The organism is Streptomyces lycii, from assembly GCF_009735685.1.
GTDB classification, from domain to species: domain Bacteria; phylum Actinomycetota; class Actinomycetes; order Streptomycetales; family Streptomycetaceae; genus Streptomyces; species Streptomyces lycii.
Window position 1 is genome coordinate 1 of sequence record NZ_WHPN01000275.1, and the last position, 18593, is coordinate 18593.

Here is an 18593-nt window from a genome sequence, read left to right on the forward strand (position 1 = left end):
CCCCGGCCGTAGTCGCCGCCCCGGCCATCAGCAGTGCCTCCGCCCAGCGGTGGGCGATTCCGGCCGAGAGATGCGGATAGCCGTACGGTTCGAAGGCGGCGGCCGCCTCGGCCCAGCGCTCCGGGTCGTTCACCCCGCGGGCCCGCGCCAGCTCGGCGTCGAACCGCAGCGACCAGGCCCTCCAGATTCCCGCACGGCAGGCCAGCCCGCGTCCGGACGCGTGCAGCCGGTCCACCAGTGCCTGCCGCCGGGGCTCGTCGGTACCGGGCAGCCCGCGCAGGTCCCCGGCCAGCTCGGCGCCGCGGACCAACAGCGGCCAGACGTACGCCTCCTGGCCGAGCAGCGGCAGCAGGCCCAGCGCGCAGTCCAGCACCGCAAGGGCTTCGTCGAACCTGCCCCTCGCCGCGGCGGCGCGCAGCTCCGCGCCGGCCAGCGGGAGTTCGTACTGCGGCTCCATGTCGTTCTTGCCGAGGTGGCCGCGGCCCGCGGCGACCAGTCCGGGGACCAGGTCGAACTGTCCCCGGTCCAGCGCCAGCGTGGCGGTGTGCAGCTCGAACGACGCGAGCGTGCCGGCGCTGCGGGAGCCGTCGCGGTACCGCACGAGCACTGCCTCCGCCCGCTCCCACTCCCCCAGCGCCAGCAGTGCCTCCGCGAGGTTCGTGGCGGTGAAGCCCACGGAATTGTCCATGCGGTGCCGCCGGAGGACCTCGATGCCCCGCTCGGCCACCTCGACGGCTTCGGCGGTACGGCCCGTCTTGTGCAGCGCGTCGGCGAGGTTGCAGTGCACCCGGCCGAGCGCGCGGGGCGCCCGGACCCGCTCCAGCGTCTGCCGCACCGCGTACAGCTCGTCGATGCCCCGGTCGGCCTCGCCCGCGGCCACCAGCAGTCCCGCCAGCGTGATCCGCGCGAACAGGGCCACCTCCTCGGCACCGACGAGCCCGGCCAGCTCCACCGCCCGCTGCGCCATCGGCAGCGTCTCGGCGTCGGAGACGTGCAGGGCGTGCCAGGTGGCCGCGACGGCCAGCACGTCGGCGTGCACGGCCGACGGCGGAAGGCCGCGCACCAGTTCCTGGGCCCGGGCTATCTCCGCCCAGCCGTCGCCGCGGCCGAGCCCGATCATCAGCCGGGAGCGCTCCATCCAGAACCAGGCCGCGCGGACCGGGTCCTGCCGTTCGTCGATCAGCTTGAGCGCCTGTCGGCACAAGGCCAGCGAGCGTTCCCGCGATCCGTCCCAGCGGGCCGCCACCACGGCCTCGGCGAGCAGGTCCAGGAAGTGCAGATGGCGGCCCGGCCGGTCCGGACAGCAGCCGCAGGGCGGATACGAGTCGGCGTGGCCGATGTCCGGCAGCAGCTCACGCCGCTCCTCCGGCACCTCGTCCCACAGCTCCATGGCCCGCTCCAGCAGTCTGAGCTGCTCGGCGTAGGCATGCCGGCGCCAGGCCTCGCGGGCGGCCTCCAGCACCGCCGGGAGCGCCTTGGCCGCGTCGTGGGCGTAATACCAGTAGCTGGCGAGGCGGGTGGCGCGCTGCTCGGCCCGGACCAGGCCGGGGTCGGCCTCCAGGGCCTCGGCGTACCGGCGGCTGAGCCGGGAGCGCTCGCCGGGCAGCAGGTCGTCCATGACCGCCTCGCGGAGCAGGGCGTGCCGGAAGCGGTAGCCGTCGCCGTCGCCCGTGGGCACGAGGACGGCGGCGCCGACGGCCGCGCGCAGTGCGGCGATCAGCTCGTCGTCCGCGCAGCCCGTGACGGCGGCGAGCAGGTCGTACTCGACGGTGGCGTCGTGCGCCGCGGTGCGGACGATCCGCTGGGCGGGCTCGGGCAGCGCCTCGACCCGGACCAGCAGCAGGTCGCGCAGCGAGTCGCTGAGGCCGCAGGTGTCGTGGCCGCTGGTGGCCAGCTCCTCGACGAAGAAGGGATTGCCCTCGGATCGTTCGAAGATGCCGTCGGCGAGGACAGGGTCCGGCTCGGCGCCCCGGATCCCGGTGAGCTGGCGGCGCACCTCCTCGCGGCTGAGCCGGGGCAGCTCGATCCGGCGGACGGTGCGCAGCCGGTCCTGTTCGGCGAGGAACGGGCGCAGCGGATGCCGCCGGTGGATGTCGTCGGCGCGGTAGCTGGCGAGCAGCACGACGCGGGCGCTCTGGAGGGACCGGAAGAGATAGCCGAGGAGTTCGCGGGTGGAGCGGTCGGCCCAGTGCAGGTCCTCGATGACGAGGACCAGGGTCCGGGTCTCGGCGAGGCGCTCCAGCAGCCGGGCGGTCACCTCGAAGAGCCGGGCGCGGCCGCCCTGGTCGTACGGATCCCCGGCGGCGCTCACCGCGCCGCCCGCGCCCGGAGCGGCGGGCCCGGGCAGGGCGTCCGGCCCGGCCACGTCGGGCAGCAGCCGGGCCAGGTCGGCCTCGCGGCCCGCTGCCGCCTGCTCCAGCTCGCCGCCGAGCTGCCGGTGCAGGGCGCGCAGGGCGGTCGCGAAGGGGGCGAACGGCAGGCCGTCGGCGCCCAGTTCGAGGCAGCCGCCGACGGCGGCGGCCGCGCCGTCCCGCCGGGCGACGGCGAGGAACTCGTCCAGCAGGCGGGTCTTGCCCACACCGGCCTCGCCGCCGACGAGGACGGCCTGCGGCTCCCCCGTCGTGGCACGGGCGAGCGCCGCGGTGAGGGTCGCCAACTCCTCGCCGCGGCCGACGAACACGGGACTGACCGATCTGCTCTGCACGTCCCCCAGCATTCCATCGGGGTACGACAGCGCGGCACCGCTTTTCCCGGCGGCGGCCGGCGGTGCGGGGGCGGGCGGGACGGCGACGGGCCGGGAGCCGGGGCCGGAGACAGGTCGGGAGACAGGTCGGGAGACAGGGCGGGGAACGCGGCTGGAAGAGGCGATCGGGGCGGAGCTGGGGCGGGAAGAGGCGATCGGGGCGGGGGCGGGACGGGCGGAGACCGGCGGGACGGGGGCCGGTGCCGTGTCCGGCACCGGCCCGGCCGTCTCAGGCCCGGGCGGCACGGGCGGACCCGCTTCCCGTCCGGGCTCCGGACCCCCGCGCGCTCACCCGCCCTTCCCGTTCCCCGCCCCGCCCACCGCGGGACCGGGCGGCGCGGCGGGCGGCGGCCACCTCGCGGGCGAGCCGGTGTTCGCCGGCCTCCCGGAGCAGCTCGGCCCGGCGCATCTCGTGCAGTGCGTACTCGAACATCGTGGTCTCCTGGTGGACGAAGGTTTCTCCGGCGCTGCCAGCTTCGTCCGCCGGGTGGTCCCGGGGCATCGGGAGACCGCCCGATCTTCTCCGGGCCGGGGGCCTCAGACCGGCGGACCCGTCCGGGCGCCGGATACCTAGGGGCATCGTGTGCCGCCTCCGGATGCCGTGGCGAAGGCCCGTTCCGCGCCCCCGGACCCCTCAGGAGGCGGGCGCCGGGTACTCGACGGGGCGTACCTGTTGCCGCAGGACGCCAAGGACGCCCGAGGACCCCAAGAACGGCGAGGACCCCAAGAACGGCGAGGACCCCAAGAACGGCGAGGAGGCCGAGGACGCCGAGGAGGCCGAGGAGGCCGAGGACGGCGGCAAGCGGGCCGCCGTCATCGGCCGCACGAGCGTGGACTCGGGCATGTGCCGGGGCAAGCCGGCCGGCTCCTGGGCCGGCCGGCTCCAGGCTCCCCGGCATCGGGTTGCGCTTCAGGGGCTCGTACGGCTCGTACGGCTGGAACGAGCAGCCGTACCGGCGGGCGAGCCGACCGGTCGCGGTGCGGCCCGCCCCCGCGGTCCCGCTCCGGGCGTTCCCCGGTGCCGGACGTTCCGGTGCCGGGCGGCGGCTCACGTCCGGTCGCGGGCCGCGGCCGCCGGCCGACCGTCAGGTCTGGGTCCGGCTCCCGGCCGCCGCGGGCTCCCCGTCCTCCGGACCCCGCTGCTCCGGTACGGCACCGTGCTCCGCCCCGGACGCGGGTACCGGCACGGGCACGAGCCCCGGCGCGGCCCCCCGGGCCGGTGCGGCCTCCCGGGCCGGTGCGGCCTCCCGGGCCGGTGCGGCCTCCCGGGCCGGTGCGGCCTCCCGGGCCGGCCCCGGTTCGGTCACCGGGCCCGGCTCCGGCTTCCGCTCCGGCTTCCGCTCCGGCTTCAACTGCGGCTCCGGCTCCGGCTCCGGCGGTTCGATGCTGATCCGGGGCAGCAGCGCGTCCAGCCGGCGCGGAAGCCACCAGTTGGCTCCGCCGAGCAGATGCATCAGCGCGGGCACCAGCAGCGTACGGAGCACGAACGCGTCGAGGGCGACGGCGGCCGCGAGCCCGATGCCGAACATCGCGATGATCCGGTCACCGCTGAGCACGAAGGCCCCGAACACGGCGATCATGATGACGGCTGCGGAGTTGATCACCCGGCCGGTCTCGGCGAGCCCGACGCGCACCGCGACGGCGTTGTCCCCGGTCCGCCGCCACTCCTCGTACATCCTGCTGACCAGGAAGACCTGGTAGTCCATGGAGAGCCCGAAGAGCACCGAGACCATGATCACCGGCAGGAACGGTTCGATCGGCCCGCCGCTGCCCAGTCCGAGTGCCCCGAGCCCCCAGCCCCACTGGAAGACGGCGACGACGACACCGAAGGACGAGGCGACGGCCAGGACGTTCATGACGGCGGCCTTGAGCGGGATGCCGACGCTGCGGAAGGCGAGGAGCAGCAGCACGCTGCCGCAGCCGATGACGGTCGCGACGAACAGCGGCAGCTTGCCGGTGACGACGTCGGCGAAGTCGTCGTAGCCCGCGGTGACGCCGCCGACGTGGGTGTCCAGCGAGGTGCCGTCCTGCGCGGCGGGGAGCACGTCGGTCCGCAGCCGCTCGACCAGTTCGGAGGTCTCCGGGTCCTGCGGGGCGGACTCCGGGACGACGGTGAGGACGCCGGTGCCGCCGCCGGGGTCGACGGCCGCGCCGGTCACCCGCGCGACGCCGTCGGTGTCGCGCAGCGTGCCGGACAGTTCGTCGAAGGCCTGCCGGTCCGCGGCGCCGCCGATCTCGGAGACCAGGGTCAGCGGGCCGTTGGCGCCGGGGCCGAAGCCCTCGGCGAGCAGGTCGTACGCCTGCCGGGTGGTCGAGGAGGGCGGGTGGTTGCCCTGGTCGGCGGTGCCGAGCCGGAGGCCGAAGGTGGGCAGCGCGAGGACGACCATGACGGCGACGGCGACGACGCCCAGCAGCTTGGGGTGGCGTTCGACGAAGTGGGACCAGCGGGCGGCGGCCCCGTGGTGCCGTTCCCGGCGCGGGCCGTGCTCGGCGAGCCGGCGGCGCTCCCGGCGGCCCAGCGCGCGCCGCCCGATCACTCCGAGCAGGGCGGGCAGCAGGGTGACCGAGGCGGCAACGGTGAGCAGGACGGTCAGCGACGCGGCGATCGCCACGCCGTTGAGGAAGTCGAGGCGCAGCACGAGCATGCCGAGCAGCGCGATGCAGACGGTGGCACCGGCGAAGGCGACGGCCCGGCCGGAGGTGGCGACGGCGCGCTCGGCGGCCCGGCCGACCGACAGCCCCTCGCGGAGGCCCCGGCGGTGCCGGGTGACGATGAACAGGGCGTAGTCGATGCCCACGCCGAGTCCGATCAGTGCCCCGAGCATGGGGGCGAAGTCCGCCACGGTCATGGTGTGGCCGAGCAGCCCGATGGCGAGGGTGCCGGTTCCGGTGGCGACGAGAGCGGTGGCGATGGGCAGGGCCATGGCGGCGAGGGAGCCGAACGCGAGGAAGAGAACCACGGCCGCGGCCAGCACGCCGACGATCTCGCTGGTGTGTCCGGAGGGCTTGCCGGTCTGCTCCACGGAGGAGCCGCCGACCTCGACGCGGAGCCCGTCGCCCTCGGCTTCCTGCACGGTGTGCACGAGCCGCTCGACGTCCTCAGGGGCGACCTCGCCGGACGGCGCGGTGAAGGCCACGGTGGCGTAGGCGGTGTGCCCGTCGGGGCTGATCCGGCCGGTGTCCGCGGCCCCGTACGGCCCGGTGACGGAGCCGACGCCGGGGAGTTCCGCGGCCTCCTCCAGGGTCTGCGTCATGCGCTGCTCGACCCCGGCGGCCTCGACGGTGCCCCGGTCGGTGTGCCAGACGACGGTGTCGCGCCCGCCGTCCTGGCCGGGGAATGCCTCCTGGACGAGATCGGCGGCCCGGCCCGATTCGGTGCCGGGGACGCCGTAGTCGTCGGAGTACGCGGAGCCCGCGACGGCGGAGGCCGCGGCGGTGCCGCCCAGAGCGGCGAGCCAGAGCAGGACGACGAGAAGGCGGTGGCGGACGCACCAGCGGGCGAGTGCTGCCATGAACGGGGACTCCCTGAGTCACGTGGCGTGGCTCTCCTCGGGAGTGCGGCCGACGGTGGCAGCGGCCCTCAAAGAACGCGAGCAACGCTGTCCACTTTGACACCATATGGTGATCGACAGGACTTTTCGTGGGTTTCCTCACACGGGGCGCTCACCGGCACCGCGGGAACACCACGGGGCCGGCGCGTCCGTATCGGCGTACGGCCGCGCCGGCCCCGGTGGGGGACGGCTGTCGGTGACCGCTGCCTCCCACCGGGGAGACGGCTGTCGGTGACCGCTGCCTCCCACCGGGGAGACGGCTGTCGGTGACTGCTGTCGGTGACTGCTGTCGGTGACTGCTGTCGGTGACTGCTGTCGGTGACTGCTGTCGGATCACGATCGCCGGGTGACGACCGCCGGGTGACGACCGCCGGACGACGCCCCCGGGTGACGACCTCCGGACGCCTGCCGGACGACGCCTGTCCGCGCCCGCCGTCGGGGACGGCCGAACGTGACGGACCCGGTGACGGACTCCGGTGACAGCGGCCGGGGACGGACGCCGGGGACGGCGGTCAGTCCTGCGGAGCGAGCCGCTCCAGGATCAGCTCCCGGACCCGCGCCGCGTCCGCCTGGCCGCGGGTCGCCTTCATGACCGCGCCGACCAGCGCGCCCGCCGCCGCGACCTTGCCGCCGCGGATCTTGTCGGCGACCGCGGCGTTGCCCGCGATGGCCTCGTCGACGGCCGCGGTCAGCGCGCCCTCGTCCGAGACGACCTTCAGGCCGCGCTTCTCCACGACCGTGTCCGGGTCGCCCTCACCCGCGAGCACGCCCTCGATCACCTGGCGGGCCAGCTTGTCGTTGAGCGAGCCCTCGGCGACCAGCGCCGAGACCCGGGCGACCTGCTCCGGGGTGATCGGCAGCGCGGACAGCTCGGTGCCGTCCTCGTTGGCGCGCCGCGCCAGCTCGCCCATCCACCACTTGCGGGCCTGGTCGGCGGGCGCGCCCGCCTCGATCGTGGCGAGGATCGGCGGGATGGCGCCGGCGTTGAGCACCGACTGCATCTCGTGGTCCGAGATGCCCCACTCCGCCTGGAGCCGCTGCCGCCTCACACGCGGCAGCTCCGGCAGGGTCTCCCGCAGCTCCTCGACCCACTCCCGGGACGGGGCGACCGGCACCAGGTCCGGCTCGGGGAAGTAGCGGTAGTCCTCCGCCTCCTCCTTGACCCGGCCGGAGGTGGTGGAGCCGTCCTCCTCGTGGAAGTGGCGGGTCTCCTGGACGATCACGCCGCCGCCGGAGAGGACGGCCGCGTGCCGCTGGATCTCGAAGCGTGCGGCGCGCTCGACGCTGCGCAGCGAGTTGACGTTCTTCGTCTCGGAGCGGGTGCCGAACTTCGCCGTGCCGTGCGGCCGCAGCGAGAGGTTGACGTCGCAGCGCATCTGGCCCTGCTCCATGCGGGCCTCGGAGACGCCCAGCGCCTTGATCAGCTCACGCAGCTCCGCGACGTAGGCCTTGGCGACCTCCGGGGCCCGCTCGCCCGCGCCCTCGATCGGCTTGGTGACGATCTCGATGAGCGGGATGCCGGCCCGGTTGTAGTCGAGCAGCGAGTGCGAGGCGCCGTGGATGCGGCCGGTGGCGCCGCCGACGTGCAGGGACTTGCCGGTGTCCTCCTCCATGTGGGCGCGCTCGATCTCGACGCGGAAGACCTCGCCGTCCTCCAGCTGGACGTCCAGACAGCCGTTGAAGGCGATCGGCTCGTCGTACTGCGAGGTCTGGAAGTTCTTCGGCATGTCCGGATAGAAGTAGTTCTTCCGGGCGAAGCGGCACCAGGAGGCGATCTCGCAGTTCAGCGCGAGGCCGATGCGGATCGCGGACTCGACACCGGTCGCGTTGACGACCGGCAGCGAGCCGGGGAGTCCGAGGCAGGTCGGGCAGGTCTGCGCGTTCGGCTCGGCGCCCAGGGCGGTGGAGCAGCCGCAGAACATCTTGGTCTTGGTGCCCAGCTCGACATGGACCTCCAGGCCCATGACGGGGTCGTAGGCCGCGAGCGCGTCCTCGTACGACACCAGTTCAGTGACGGTCACTTCGAACTTCCCTCTCAGCCCAGCAGGACGTCGTCGTCGCCGAGGCGGCGCAGTTCGCGGACGAGGACGGCCACGCCGGTGACGATGGCGGCGGCGGAGACCGCGGCGTCGGCCAGCATCAGCAGGTCGTTCTCGCTGCGCGCCTTCCTCGCCTGCTTCACCACGCCCATCGCACCGAAGATCGTGGTGCCGATGGACAGATACGTGCCGGCCTTGGACTTCTTGAACCCCTTGGCCTTGGAAAAGTTGCTCACAGCGACGGTGCCTCCTCGAGCAGCGGGTGCCCCCAGCGTGCGGTGTACGCGGCCTCGACCGCGGCACCGACCCGGTAGAGCCGGTCGTCGGCCATGGCGGGGGCGATGATCTGGAGCCCCACCGGCAGGCCGTCCTCGGGTGCCAGGCCGCAGGGCAGCGACATGGCGGCGTTCCCCGCCAGGTTGGCCGGGATGGTGCACAGGTCGGCGAGGTACATCGCCAGCGGGTCGTCCGCGCGCTCGCCGATCGGGAACGCCGTGGTCGGGGTGGTCGGCGAGACGATCACGTCGACCTGCTCGAAGGCCTTCTCGAAGTCCTTCGAGATGAGCGTGCGGACCTTCTGCGCCGAGCCGTAGTACGCGTCGTAGTAGCCGGAGCTGAGCGCGTACGTGCCGAGCATGATGCGGCGCTTCACCTCGGGGCCGAAACCGGCCTCTCGGGTGAGGGCCGTGACGTCCTCGGCGGACCGCGTGCCGTCGTCGCCGACCCGCAGGCCGTAGCGCATGGCGTCGAAGCGGGCCAGGTTCGAGGAGCACTCGGACGGGGCGATCAGGTAGTACGCGGCGAGCGCCAGGTCGAAGGACGGGCAGGAGATCTCGGTGACCTCCGCGCCCAGCGAACGCAGCAGGTCCACGGACTCGTTGAACCGCTGCATCACGCCGGCCTGGTAGCCCTCGCCGGCGAACTCCTTGACGACGCCGACGCGCAGGCCCTTCACGTCGCCGTTCCGCGCCGCCTCGACGACCGGCGGCACCGGGCGGTCGATGGACGTGGAGTCCAGCGGGTCGTGCCCGGCGATCACCTCGTGCAGCAGGGCCGCGTCGAGCACCGTACGGGCACAGGGGCCGCCCTGGTCGAGGGACGAGGAGAAGGCGACCATGCCGTAACGGGAGACGCCGCCGTAGGTCGGCTTGACACCGACCGTGCCGGTGACGGCCGCGGGCTGGCGGATGGAGCCGCCGGTGTCCGTGCCGATCGCGAGCGGCGCCTCGTACGCGGCGAGCGCGGCCGCCGAACCGCCGCCGGAACCGCCCGGGATACGGGTCAGGTCCCAGGGGTTGCCGGTCGGGCCGAACGCGCTGTTCTCCGTGGAGGAGCCCATCGCGAACTCGTCCATGTTGGTCTTGCCCAGGATGACGACGTCGGCCGCCTTGAGCCGCTTCGTCACCGTCGCGTCGTACGGCGGCAGCCAGCCTTCGAGGATCTTGGAGCCGACCGTGGTGGGGACGCCCTCGGTGGTGAAGATGTCCTTCAGCGCGAGCGGCACACCGGCCAGCGGGCCCAGCTGCTCGCCCCGCGCCCGCTTCTCGTCGACGGCGCGCGCCTGGGCGAGCGCGCCCTCGCGGTCCACGTGCAGGAAGGCGTTGACCTTCTCGTCCACCGCCTCGATCCGCGCCAGGTGCGCCTCGGTGACCTCCACGGCGGTGACCTCGCCGGAGGCGATCAGCGCGGCGGTCTCGGCCGCGGTCAGCCTGATCAGGTTCTCGGCCATGTCAGTCCTCCCCCAGGATCTGCGGCACCTTGAAACGCTGCTGCTCCTGCGCGGGGGCCCCGGAGAGCGCCTGCTCGGGGGTCAGTGACGGACGGACCTCGTCCTGTCGCATGACATTGGTCAGCGGCAGGGGGTGCGAGGTCGGCGGTACGTCCTCGTCGGCCACATCGGAAACGCGGGCGACCGCGCCGATGATCACGTCGAGCTGTTCGGCGAAGTGGTCGAGCTCTTCGGCCTTCAGCTCAAGACGTGACAGCCGGGCGAGGTGGGCGACCTCCTCGCGCGTGATGCCAGGCATTCAGCGATCCTCAGGGTGAGTGTGTGGGTGTCCGGCCCAATCCTATGGCCGACGCCCACCCCGAGACGAAAGGGTTCCGGCGGCGGCCCGGGACCTGCGGCGGACCGGCTGCTCCCGGGCGCGCCTCTCGCGGGCGCGCGCGTACCGCGGCCCGCGGCGGCGGGGGCGGGTCGGTCCGGGATTCCGGGCGGGGCGGGTCCGGGGTGTGGGGACGGGGGGTACGGGAGCGCGGGGTACGGGGCCCGGGGCGAGGTCGGCTTCAGAGTGCGGGTCCGCGGGTCGGCTCCGGAGTCCCGGGGGCGGGGCACGGGTCGGGTCCGGGGTGCGGAGATACGGAGATACGGAGATGCAGAGATACGGAGGCGCGGGCAAAATCGGCGCCGGAGACCGGGTCCGCGGGCCGGCTCAGGAGTCCCCGGTCCGGGGTCCGGGGTCCGGGGTCCGGGGTCCGGGATCGCGGCGGTGCGCGCCACGGCTCACGCCCGGGGGCGCGGGCGCCGGATCCGCCGGGCGGTTAGTTGACGGGCTGGCCCGAGGACCGCGGCCGGTCGGCGTTGCCCTTCGTGCCGCCGTGCGTGCCGCCGTGCGCGCTGCCGTGCGTGTTCCCGTTGCCGTGCCCGTTCGCGGGAGCGGGGCCCGCGGCCGGGCCGAGTTCCGGCCGGACCGCACGCTCCAGGCGCGCGGGGGCCGCCGCGGCCGCCGCCTGCCCCGGCCCGGCGGCCGCCTCCCGCAGCCGGAGCCACGCGGTCGTCTCGTCCGGCGGCATCGCCGCGGCGACCAGCCATCCCTGCACGGCGTCGCAGCGCAGGTCCCGCAGCCGCTCCCAGGTCTCGTCGTCCTCGACTCCCTCCGCGACGACGAGCAGGCCCAGCGAGTGCGCCAGGTCCACGGTGCAGCGGACGATCTCGGCGTCCTCGGCGTCGATCGCGAGCCGGGCCACGAAGGAACGGTCGATCTTCAGCTCGCTGACCGGCAGCCGCCGCAGATGGACGAGCGAGGAATAGCCGGTGCCGAAGTCGTCGAGCGACATCTTCACGCCGTGCCCGGTCAGCGCGGCGAGGGTGTCGGCGGCGCGCTGCGGGTCCTCCAGCAGCACATGCTCGGTGATCTCCAGCTGGAGGGCGCCGGGCGGTACGCCGTGCCGGGCGAGCCGGGCGGCCACCGATCCGGCGAACCCGGGCGTGTGGACGTCGCGCGGCGAGACGTTGACGGCCACCGGCGCCATCAGCCCCGCGGCCCGCCAGACGGCGACCTGCGCGAGGGCCGTCTCCAGGACGTACTCCGTGAGATGCGGCATCAGGCCGGAGGACTCGGCGATGGCGATGAACTCGTCCGGGCTGACCCGGCCGCGCTCCGGATGCACCCAGCGCACCAGCGCCTCCAGCCCGCGCACCCGGCCGTCGAACCCGACCTTGGGCTGGTAGTGCAGCTCGACGTCACCCGCGTCCAGGGCCCGGCGCAGATCGCCCAGCAGCCCGAGCCGGTCGGGCGTGTTGCCGTCGCGCTTCGCCTCGTAGACCTCGCAGCCGCTGCGGTCCCGCTTGGCCTGGTACATGGCGACGTCCGCCCGGCGCAGCAGGTCCTCGGCGTCCAGCGCGTGGTCGGGGAACACGGCGACCCCGGCGCTGGCCTCCAGCACCAGGTTGAGCCCGTCCAGGTCGAGCGGGGTGCTGAGGGAGGTGGCGAGTTCGCGGGCCATGCGCTGGGCACTGGTGATGGAGTCGGTGGCGGGCAGCAGTACGGCGAACTCGTCACCGCCGAGCCGAGCGGCCTCGGCGCCGCTCGGCAGGGCGAGCCGGAGCCGGTCTGCGATCTGCAACAGCAGCCGGTCACCGGCGAGATGGCCGAGGGTGTCGTTGACCGAACGGAAGCGGTCGAGGTCGATCAGGACGAGCGCCGCCCGGCCGCCGACCCGCTCGGCGTCGTCCAGCGTGGTCCAGGCGCGCTCCAGCAGCCACTGCCGGTTCGGCAGCCCGGTCAGCGGGTCGCGCAGCTGCTCCTCGGCGCGGGCCCGGGCGATCCACAGGGTGGAGTCGAGGGCGATCAGCGGCACGGCGAACAGCGGCAGCAGCACCGGGAGGTCGATGGCGACCACGCAGATGAGCGGGGCGATGCCGAGCAGCGCGACCCCGACGAGGGCCTGCCGCAGCATCGCGGTGCGGGCGACGCTGGGCAGGCTGCCCGCGCGCGGCGCGAAGCAATACCAGAGCAGCAGCCGGGTCACCAGCAGATAGGTGAGGGCCGCGGCGAACAGCTCGGGGAGCACGAGCAGGTCCCAGCTCTCCGGCTTCCACGGGTGCTCGACGGACGGGGCCTCCCCGCAGAGGGAGAGCACGAGCGCCGCGGCCGCGATGCCGTGGATGTCCACCGCGCCGTGCAGCAGTCCGAGCCGCCAGCGCTGATGTCTCGCGGCGCTCACCAGCACCACGACGGCGAGGCTGACCAGAACGGCCGGGACCCAGCCGTAGAGGAGCAGCACGGCCAGGGTCAGGGCGGCGCCGGAGCCCGTACCGCCCCACCAGCGGTCCCGGCCGAGCGCCACCAGATGGCCGACGATGATCCCGGTGAGGATCGCCAGCGACCAGCCGACGGTCCCGGTCGGGAAGAGCGCCCGGCCGCTGACGAGCACATGGAAGACGCCGGCGGCCAGCACGAGGCCGGCCGCGGCGACAACGGCCGTCGGCAGCGGCCCCGGCCCGGCGAACCGGCGCAGCCGTGTCGCCGGATCGGCACTGTCGGTCGGTTTCATTCCCGTCCCTCTCACAGCCGGCGGTGCCTGTGCCCCGTCGGGGCGCCGGACCGGAGCGGAACATGGCCGGGCCCCCGCGCGGCACCGTCGGGGTGCCACCGCGTTCGAGATCCCACCACGCAGCTGTGCACGGCAGGCGCACACCCTCAACAGTAGGCTGCCCAGCAGGAAGACGGACAACGATCCGAAGTGGTTGCCCGAATGCGATCCCGCCATCCTGAACGCTCTGATATGCGTAAAAGAAGCGGCATGTGACGGCTATTCGGGGGACGCCAGTGCGATTTCCCTCGCCGCTTCGGGACCTTGTTCGAGCAGCACGGCGAAACCGTCCTCGTCGAGCACCGGCACCTTCGCCTGGACCGCCTTGTCGTACTTGGATCCGGGGTTGTCCCCCACGACGACGAAGGACGTCTTCTTGGAAACGGAACCGGTGACCTTGGCGCCGCGGCTCTGCAACGCCTCCTTGGCGCCGTCCCGGGTGTGCGACGCGAGGGTGCCGGTGACGACGACCGTGAGCCCTTCCAGCGGCCGGGGACCGCTCTCACCAGCGCTTTCCTCTTCCATCCGGACTCCGGCGGCGCGCCACTTCCGCACGATCTCGCGGTGCCACTCCTCCGCGAACCACTGCTTGAGCGAGGCCGCGATGGTCGGGCCGACGCCCTCGGTGGCCGCCAGCTCCTCCTCGTCCGCCTCGGCGATCCGGTCCAGCGAACGGAACTCACGGGCCAGCGCCTCGGCGGCGACCGGCCCCACATGGCGGATGGACAGCCCGGTGATGACGCGGGCCAGCGGCCGTTCCCGGGCCGCCGCGATGTTCTCCAGCATGGCCACGGTGTTCTTCTTGGGCTCGCCCTTCTGATTGGCGAAGAATGTCACGACCTTTTCCTCGCCGGTCTCCGGATCGCGCTTGGGCAGACCCGTGTCGGGGTCGAGGACGTAGGACTTGATGGGGAGGAGCTGCTCCAGCGTCAGGTCGAACAGGTCCCCCTCGTCGCGCAGCGGCGGCTCGGCGGGCTCCAGCGGCTGGGTGAGCGCGGTCGCGGCGACATAGCCGAAATTCTCGATGTCGAGCGCCTTGCGGCCGGCCAGATAGAACACGCGCTCCCGCAACTGCGCCGGGCAGGCCCGGGCGTTCGGGCAGCGCAGGTCGATGTCGCCCTCCTTCATGGGGCGCAGCGGCGTGCCGCAGTCGGGGCAGTCCGCCGGCATCACGAACTCCCGTTCGCCGCCGTCCCGGAGGTCCGCGACCGGGCCCAGGATCTCCGGGATGACGTCCCCGGCCTTGCGCAGCACCACGGTGTCGCCGATCAGCACGCCCTTGGCCTTCACGACCTCCTGGTTGTGCAGCGTGGCGAACTCGACCTCGGACCCGGCGACGGTGACCGGCTCCACGACGGCGTACGGGGTGACGCGGCCGGTGCGTCCGACGCCGACCCGGATGTCGACCAGCTTGGTGTTCACCTCTTCGGGGGCGTACTTCCAGGCGATGGCCCAGCGGGGCGCCCGGGAGGTCGAGCCGAGCCGCCCCTGGAGCGGCACCTCGTCGACCTTGACCACGACGCCGTCGATCTCGTGTTCGACGGAGTGGCGGTTGTCGCCGTAGTGGTTGATGAACTCCCGCACCCCGGCCAGGGAGTCGACCACGCGGGCGTGCGGCGTCGTCGCCATGCCCCAGCCGCGCAGCAGCTCGTAGGCGTGTGACAGGCGGTCGATGTCGAAGCCCTCGCGGGCGCCGATCCCGTGCACCACCATGCGGAGCGGGCGCCCGGCGGTGACCTTCGGGTCCTTCTGCCGGAGGGATCCCGCGGCGGCGTTCCGCGGATTGGCGAAGGGGGGCTTGCCGGCCTCGACCAGGCCGGCGTTCAGCTCGGTGAAGCGCTCCATCGGGAAGAAGACCTCGCCGCGGATCTCGACCAGCGCCGGGATGTTCTCCCCCGTCAGCCGCTCGGGGATGTCGGCGATCGTGCGGACGTTCGGCGTGATGTCCTCGCCGGTGCGGCCGTCCCCGCGGGTGGCGGCGCGGGTGAGCCGGCCGTTCTCGTACGTCAGATTGACCGCGAGGCCGTCGACCTTGAGCTCGCACAGGAAGTGGTAGTCGCTGCCCTCCAGCTCCCGCGCGATCCGGTCGCCCCAGCCCTCCAGCTCCTCGTCGTCGAAGGCGTTGTCCAGGCTGAGCATCCGCTCGCGGTGGTCGACTGCGGTGAACTCCGTCTCGTACGACCCGGCGACCTTCTGGGTGGGGGACTCGAGCGTCCGCAGCTCCGGGTACTCCTCCTCCAGGGCTTCGAGGGAGCGCAGCAGCCGGTCGAACTCGGCGTCGCTGACGACCGGCGCGTCCCTGACGTAATACCGGAAGCGGTGCCCCTCGACCTCTTCGGCCAGCCGCCGGTGCTCCTCCCGCGCCTCCGCGGGCACGCCGGACCCCGTCTGTGCCACCTGCTCTTCACCGGCCACCGTCTGTCCTCCCGTTCGCCGTCACTCAGGGTTGTCCGCGAGGGATCTCGCCGCCCGGGCACCGTGCGCCAGCACATCCCGCGCGTAGGCCGGGGAGGCGCCCGCGAGACCGCACGCCGGGGTGATCACCACGGACTCGGCGAGAGTCCCCGGATCCAGCCCCAGCCTGCGCCACAGCGTCCTGACACCCATGACGCTACCGGCAGGGTCCGACAACGGGGCGTCCGTCCCCGGCACGATTCCGGCGAACAGCGCCGTACCGCCCTCGACGGCTTCCCCGACCTGCTCGTCGTCACGCTCCGTGAGCAGCGAGAAGTCGAACGAGATCCCTGCGGCCCCGGCCCGGCGCAGCAGCCCGAACGGCACGTCCGGCGCGCAGGAGTGCACCACGACCGGGGCGCCGTCCGCCGCGGCGATCACCTCGCGCAGCGCGCCCTCGGCCACCGCGCGGTCGACGGCCCGGTGCGTGCGGTAGCCGCTGGCCGTCGGCACCCGGCCGAGGAGCACGGCGGTCAGCGACGGCTCGTCCAGCTGGAGCACGGGAGCGGCTCCGGGCACCCTCCGCCGCACCTCCGCGAGATGCCCGCGCACCCCCTCGGCCAGCGACGCCGCCAGGTCCCGGCAGGCGCCGGGGTCGCCGAGCATCGCCTCGCCGCCGCGCCGCTCCAGCGCCGCGGCGAGCGTCCACGGGCCCGCGGCCTGCACCTTCAGCGCGCCCTCGTACCCCTGCGTGAACTCCTCCAGGGCGTCGAGGTCCTCGCCGAGCCACGACCGCGCACGGCGCGTGTCACGCCCCGGCCGGTCGCTCAGCCGCCAGCCGCTGGGCTCCACATGCGCGTACAGCTCCACCAGCAGCCCGGTGGTCCGGCCGATCATGTCCGCGCCGGGCCCGCGCGCGGGCAGCTCGGGAAGGTGCGGCAGCCGCTCCAGCGAACCGGTCACGGTCTTCGCCGCCTCCCGCGCGTCCCCGCCGGGCATCGAACCGACCCCGCTCGCGGCGGCGGGGCCCCAGCTGAACTTCTGCTTCTCGCTCACGCGGAAAGCGTACGGGGCGCCCGCCCCGCGACCGGGCGCCCCGCCCCCTGCCCCGTCCGACCGCGCCCGGCCGCGCCCGCCGCATCCCGGCCCGCTCCCTGCCCGGTGTGCGCCCGCCACGCTCCGTCACTGCCCGGCGCCGCTCTTGCCCGGCTGGGCCGGGCCGCGCCCCGTACCTGTGCTCCCGCCCGCGCTCCGGCCCGCCGGACGGACCGGCTCCGGCGCCTGTCCGGCCGTGGGCCGCTCCTCTCGTTCCCGATGGCTCAGGCGGCCAGCGCGGGCACGCCCGCCGGCGGGGGCTCCTCTCCCAGGACGAGTTCGAACCACACGCTCTTGCCGACCGCACCCACCGGAGGCGTGTCCTCCGGCGGGCCGTCCCCCCAGGAGTCCGCGAGCAGATCGAGGATCAGCAGCCCGCGCCCCCGCTCGGCCTCCGCACCCGGCACGTCCGGCGGCCCGGCGGCCGGACACACGGGCAGCCCGGCGCAGTCGTCCAGAACGCTCACCCTCAGCACGGGGTGCAGCCAGCGCAGCCGTACGACGGCGGGTCCGGCCGCGTAGCGCACGGCGTTGGTGGTCACCTCCGAGGCGAGCAGCTCGGCCCGGTCGGCGAGCACGCCCAGGCCGTGCGCTCCGAGCACGGCCCGCAGGGTGGTCCGGGTGATGCCGGGTCCCCGCGGATCCCTCGGGAAGCGGAGTTCGTACTCCCAGGGGCCGTGGAAGCCGATGGGTTCGGGCGAGGGCGGGAACTGCGGCCTTGGAGCGGTCTCCTGTCCGGGCACGTGCCGGGACTCGGTCCTCTTCTGCACGCGGACACCTCCTGGTGCGGGTGGTGGGTCGTGTGACGACTCACGGGCGGGTGGGCTGCCGGGTTCGGCAGCGGCCACACGACCCACGGCGTTTCGGCCGCCGCAGCTCTGCCGGTGGCATTGCCGCCGCACCGGGGCCGACAGGCCCTGTTCGGTCGGCGGTGCGCTTCCGCTCATACGCCGCTGTCGAGTGGCTCAGATCACACGCTAGCGTCCGCTCTATAACCCGTGCTACCGAAGTCACTTGAACGAGTTAACCCAAGAGCCCGCGCTGGACGGCCGGACGCGAGCCTCGGCAAACTGTGCGGGCACACAAGGAGTTGACCCATGGCCCCGCGGCACCACCCCACGATCCGGCAGCGACGATTCGGTGCCGAACTCCGCCGCCTGCGCGAAGGCGCAGGGCTCTCGGCGCCCGTGGCCGCGGAGCGTCTGGGCGCGGACCGAACCGTGATCTCCAACATCGAGGCGGGCCGGTTCGGCATCAGCGAAGAGCGGCTGCGGCGGCTGGCCAGCATCTACGAGTGCAACGACCCCGGACTCGTCGACGCGCTGGCCGCGTTGACCGGAGGACGCGGGAAGGGCTGGTGGGAGGAGTACCGGGGCAGGATTCCGCCGGACTTCCTGGACGTCGCGGAACTCGAGCACCACGCCGCCGGACTTCGGACGCTCCAGACCGCACACATGCCGGGCCTCTTCCAGACGGAGGACCACGCCCGCGCCCTGTTCGACCTCTTCGTGCCCGCCCTGCCCCGTCTGGAGGTGGAACTGCGGGTCGCCCAGCGCCTGGAACGCCACAGCGTCATCACCCGCGAGCCCGGCGTACCGTACGTCGGCCTGGTCCACGAGGCGGCGCTGCGCATGCGGATCGGCGGACGCCGCGTCGCCCGGGATCAGTTGGGGCGCCTCCTTGAAGAGAGCGAGCGGCCCAACGTCCGGCTCCTCGTGGTTCCGTTCACAGCCGAAGGGTTCCCCATGGCCGGGGACACGGTCATGTACGCGTCGGCCGCGAACCCGCACCTGGACACCGTCGAGGTGGACTCGCCGACCGGGGCGGTCTTCTTCGACTCCCCCACCCAACTGGCCAACTTCCGTCGGCGGCTGGACTTGGTCGAACAGGTGGCGTTGAATCCGAAGGCGTCGAGAGACCTCATCCTCGACATCGTCGGAGACCTGTAAGAGGTAG

General features: G+C 73.7%; 12 protein-coding genes. 1 reads left to right on the forward strand and 11 read right to left on the reverse strand.

What is annotated here, in order from left to right:
- From GCU69_RS14135 to GCU69_RS14185, 11 genes are all read right to left on the reverse strand, one after another.
- Nucleotides 1-2704, reverse strand: a 2704-nt coding sequence (locus GCU69_RS14135; protein WP_235978468.1) for an ATP-binding protein, incomplete at its 3' end; no start/stop codon positions are given.
- Between the two features lie 268 nt (nucleotides 2705-2972).
- On the reverse strand, nucleotides 2973-3176 hold the full coding sequence (locus tag GCU69_RS14140; protein WP_156206261.1) for a hypothetical protein: 204 nt from the start codon (nucleotides 3174-3176) through the stop codon (nucleotides 2973-2975).
- Nucleotides 3177-3828: 652 nt separating this feature from the next.
- On the reverse strand, nucleotides 3829-6255 hold the full coding sequence (locus GCU69_RS14145) for an MMPL family transporter (RefSeq protein ID WP_156206262.1): 2427 nt from the start codon (nucleotides 6253-6255) through the stop codon (nucleotides 3829-3831).
- Nucleotides 6256-6806: 551 nt separating this feature from the next.
- Nucleotides 6807-8315 carry an Asp-tRNA(Asn)/Glu-tRNA(Gln) amidotransferase subunit GatB gene (gatB, locus tag GCU69_RS14150; protein WP_098749702.1) on the reverse strand — a complete coding sequence of 503 codons (1509 nt, stop codon included), beginning with the start codon at nucleotides 8313-8315 and terminating at the stop codon, nucleotides 6807-6809.
- 14 nt (nucleotides 8316-8329) lie between these two features.
- Nucleotides 8330-8569 carry a hypothetical protein gene (locus tag GCU69_RS14155; protein ID WP_098749701.1) on the reverse strand — a complete coding sequence of 80 codons (240 nt, stop codon included), beginning with the start codon at nucleotides 8567-8569 and terminating at the stop codon, nucleotides 8330-8332.
- On the reverse strand, nucleotides 8566-10062 hold the full coding sequence (gene gatA / locus GCU69_RS14160; RefSeq protein ID WP_098749700.1) for an Asp-tRNA(Asn)/Glu-tRNA(Gln) amidotransferase subunit GatA: 1497 nt from the start codon (nucleotides 10060-10062) through the stop codon (nucleotides 8566-8568). The genes GCU69_RS14155 and gatA overlap by 4 nt, the downstream gene beginning before the upstream one ends.
- A gap of 1 nt (nucleotide 10063) precedes the next feature.
- Complete coding sequence (gatC, locus tag GCU69_RS14165) at nucleotides 10064-10360, reverse strand: Asp-tRNA(Asn)/Glu-tRNA(Gln) amidotransferase subunit GatC (protein WP_098749699.1); 297 nt, start codon at nucleotides 10358-10360, stop codon at nucleotides 10064-10066.
- A gap of 514 nt (nucleotides 10361-10874) precedes the next feature.
- Nucleotides 10875-13109, reverse strand: coding sequence for a putative bifunctional diguanylate cyclase/phosphodiesterase (locus tag GCU69_RS14170; protein WP_156206263.1), 2235 nt, complete (start codon nucleotides 13107-13109; stop codon nucleotides 10875-10877).
- 258 nt (nucleotides 13110-13367) lie between these two features.
- A complete protein-coding gene (gene ligA / locus GCU69_RS14175; protein ID WP_156206264.1) occupies nucleotides 13368-15563 on the reverse strand; it encodes an NAD-dependent DNA ligase LigA in 2196 nt (731 codons plus the stop codon).
- A gap of 21 nt (nucleotides 15564-15584) precedes the next feature.
- Nucleotides 15585-16541: a methionine synthase gene (locus GCU69_RS14180; protein ID WP_156206283.1), complete on the reverse strand. Its 957-nt coding sequence runs from the start codon at nucleotides 16539-16541 to the stop codon at nucleotides 15585-15587.
- Nucleotides 16542-16861: 320 nt separating this feature from the next.
- The gene (locus GCU69_RS14185; protein ID WP_235978469.1) at nucleotides 16862-17407 is read right to left on the reverse strand and encodes an ATP-binding protein; all 546 of its coding nucleotides are present in this window, start codon (nucleotides 17405-17407) and stop codon (nucleotides 16862-16864) included.
- A 327-nt stretch (nucleotides 17408-17734) separates the two neighbouring features.
- Between GCU69_RS14185 and GCU69_RS14190 the strand changes: the two genes are divergently transcribed.
- Nucleotides 17735-18586 carry a helix-turn-helix domain-containing protein gene (locus tag GCU69_RS14190; RefSeq protein WP_156206265.1) on the forward strand — a complete coding sequence of 284 codons (852 nt, stop codon included), beginning with the start codon at nucleotides 17735-17737 and terminating at the stop codon, nucleotides 18584-18586.
- Nucleotides 18587-18593: the final 7 nt, after the last annotated feature.

What these genes read in the sequence shown, in the direction of transcription:
- GCU69_RS14140 (WP_156206261.1), bottom strand. Translation starts at nt 3,176, where the DNA reads ATGTTCGAGTACGCACTGCACGAGATGCGCCGGGCCGAGCTGCTCCGG.
- GCU69_RS14145 (WP_156206262.1), bottom strand. Translation starts at nt 6,255, where the DNA reads ATGGCAGCACTCGCCCGCTGGTGCGTCCGCCACCGCCTTCTCGTCGTC.
- gatA (WP_098749700.1), bottom strand. Translation starts at nt 10,062, where the DNA reads ATGGCCGAGAACCTGATCAGGCTGACCGCGGCCGAGACCGCCGCGCTG.
- gatC (WP_098749699.1), bottom strand. Translation starts at nt 10,360, where the DNA reads ATGCCTGGCATCACGCGCGAGGAGGTCGCCCACCTCGCCCGGCTGTCA.
- GCU69_RS14170 (WP_156206263.1), bottom strand. Translation starts at nt 13,109, where the DNA reads ATGAAACCGACCGACAGTGCCGATCCGGCGACACGGCTGCGCCGGTTC.
- GCU69_RS14180 (WP_156206283.1), bottom strand. Translation starts at nt 16,541, where the DNA reads ATGCCCGGCGGGGACGCGCGGGAGGCGGCGAAGACCGTGACCGGTTCG.
- GCU69_RS14190 (WP_156206265.1), top strand. Translation starts at nt 17,735, where the DNA reads ATGGCCCCGCGGCACCACCCCACGATCCGGCAGCGACGATTCGGTGCC.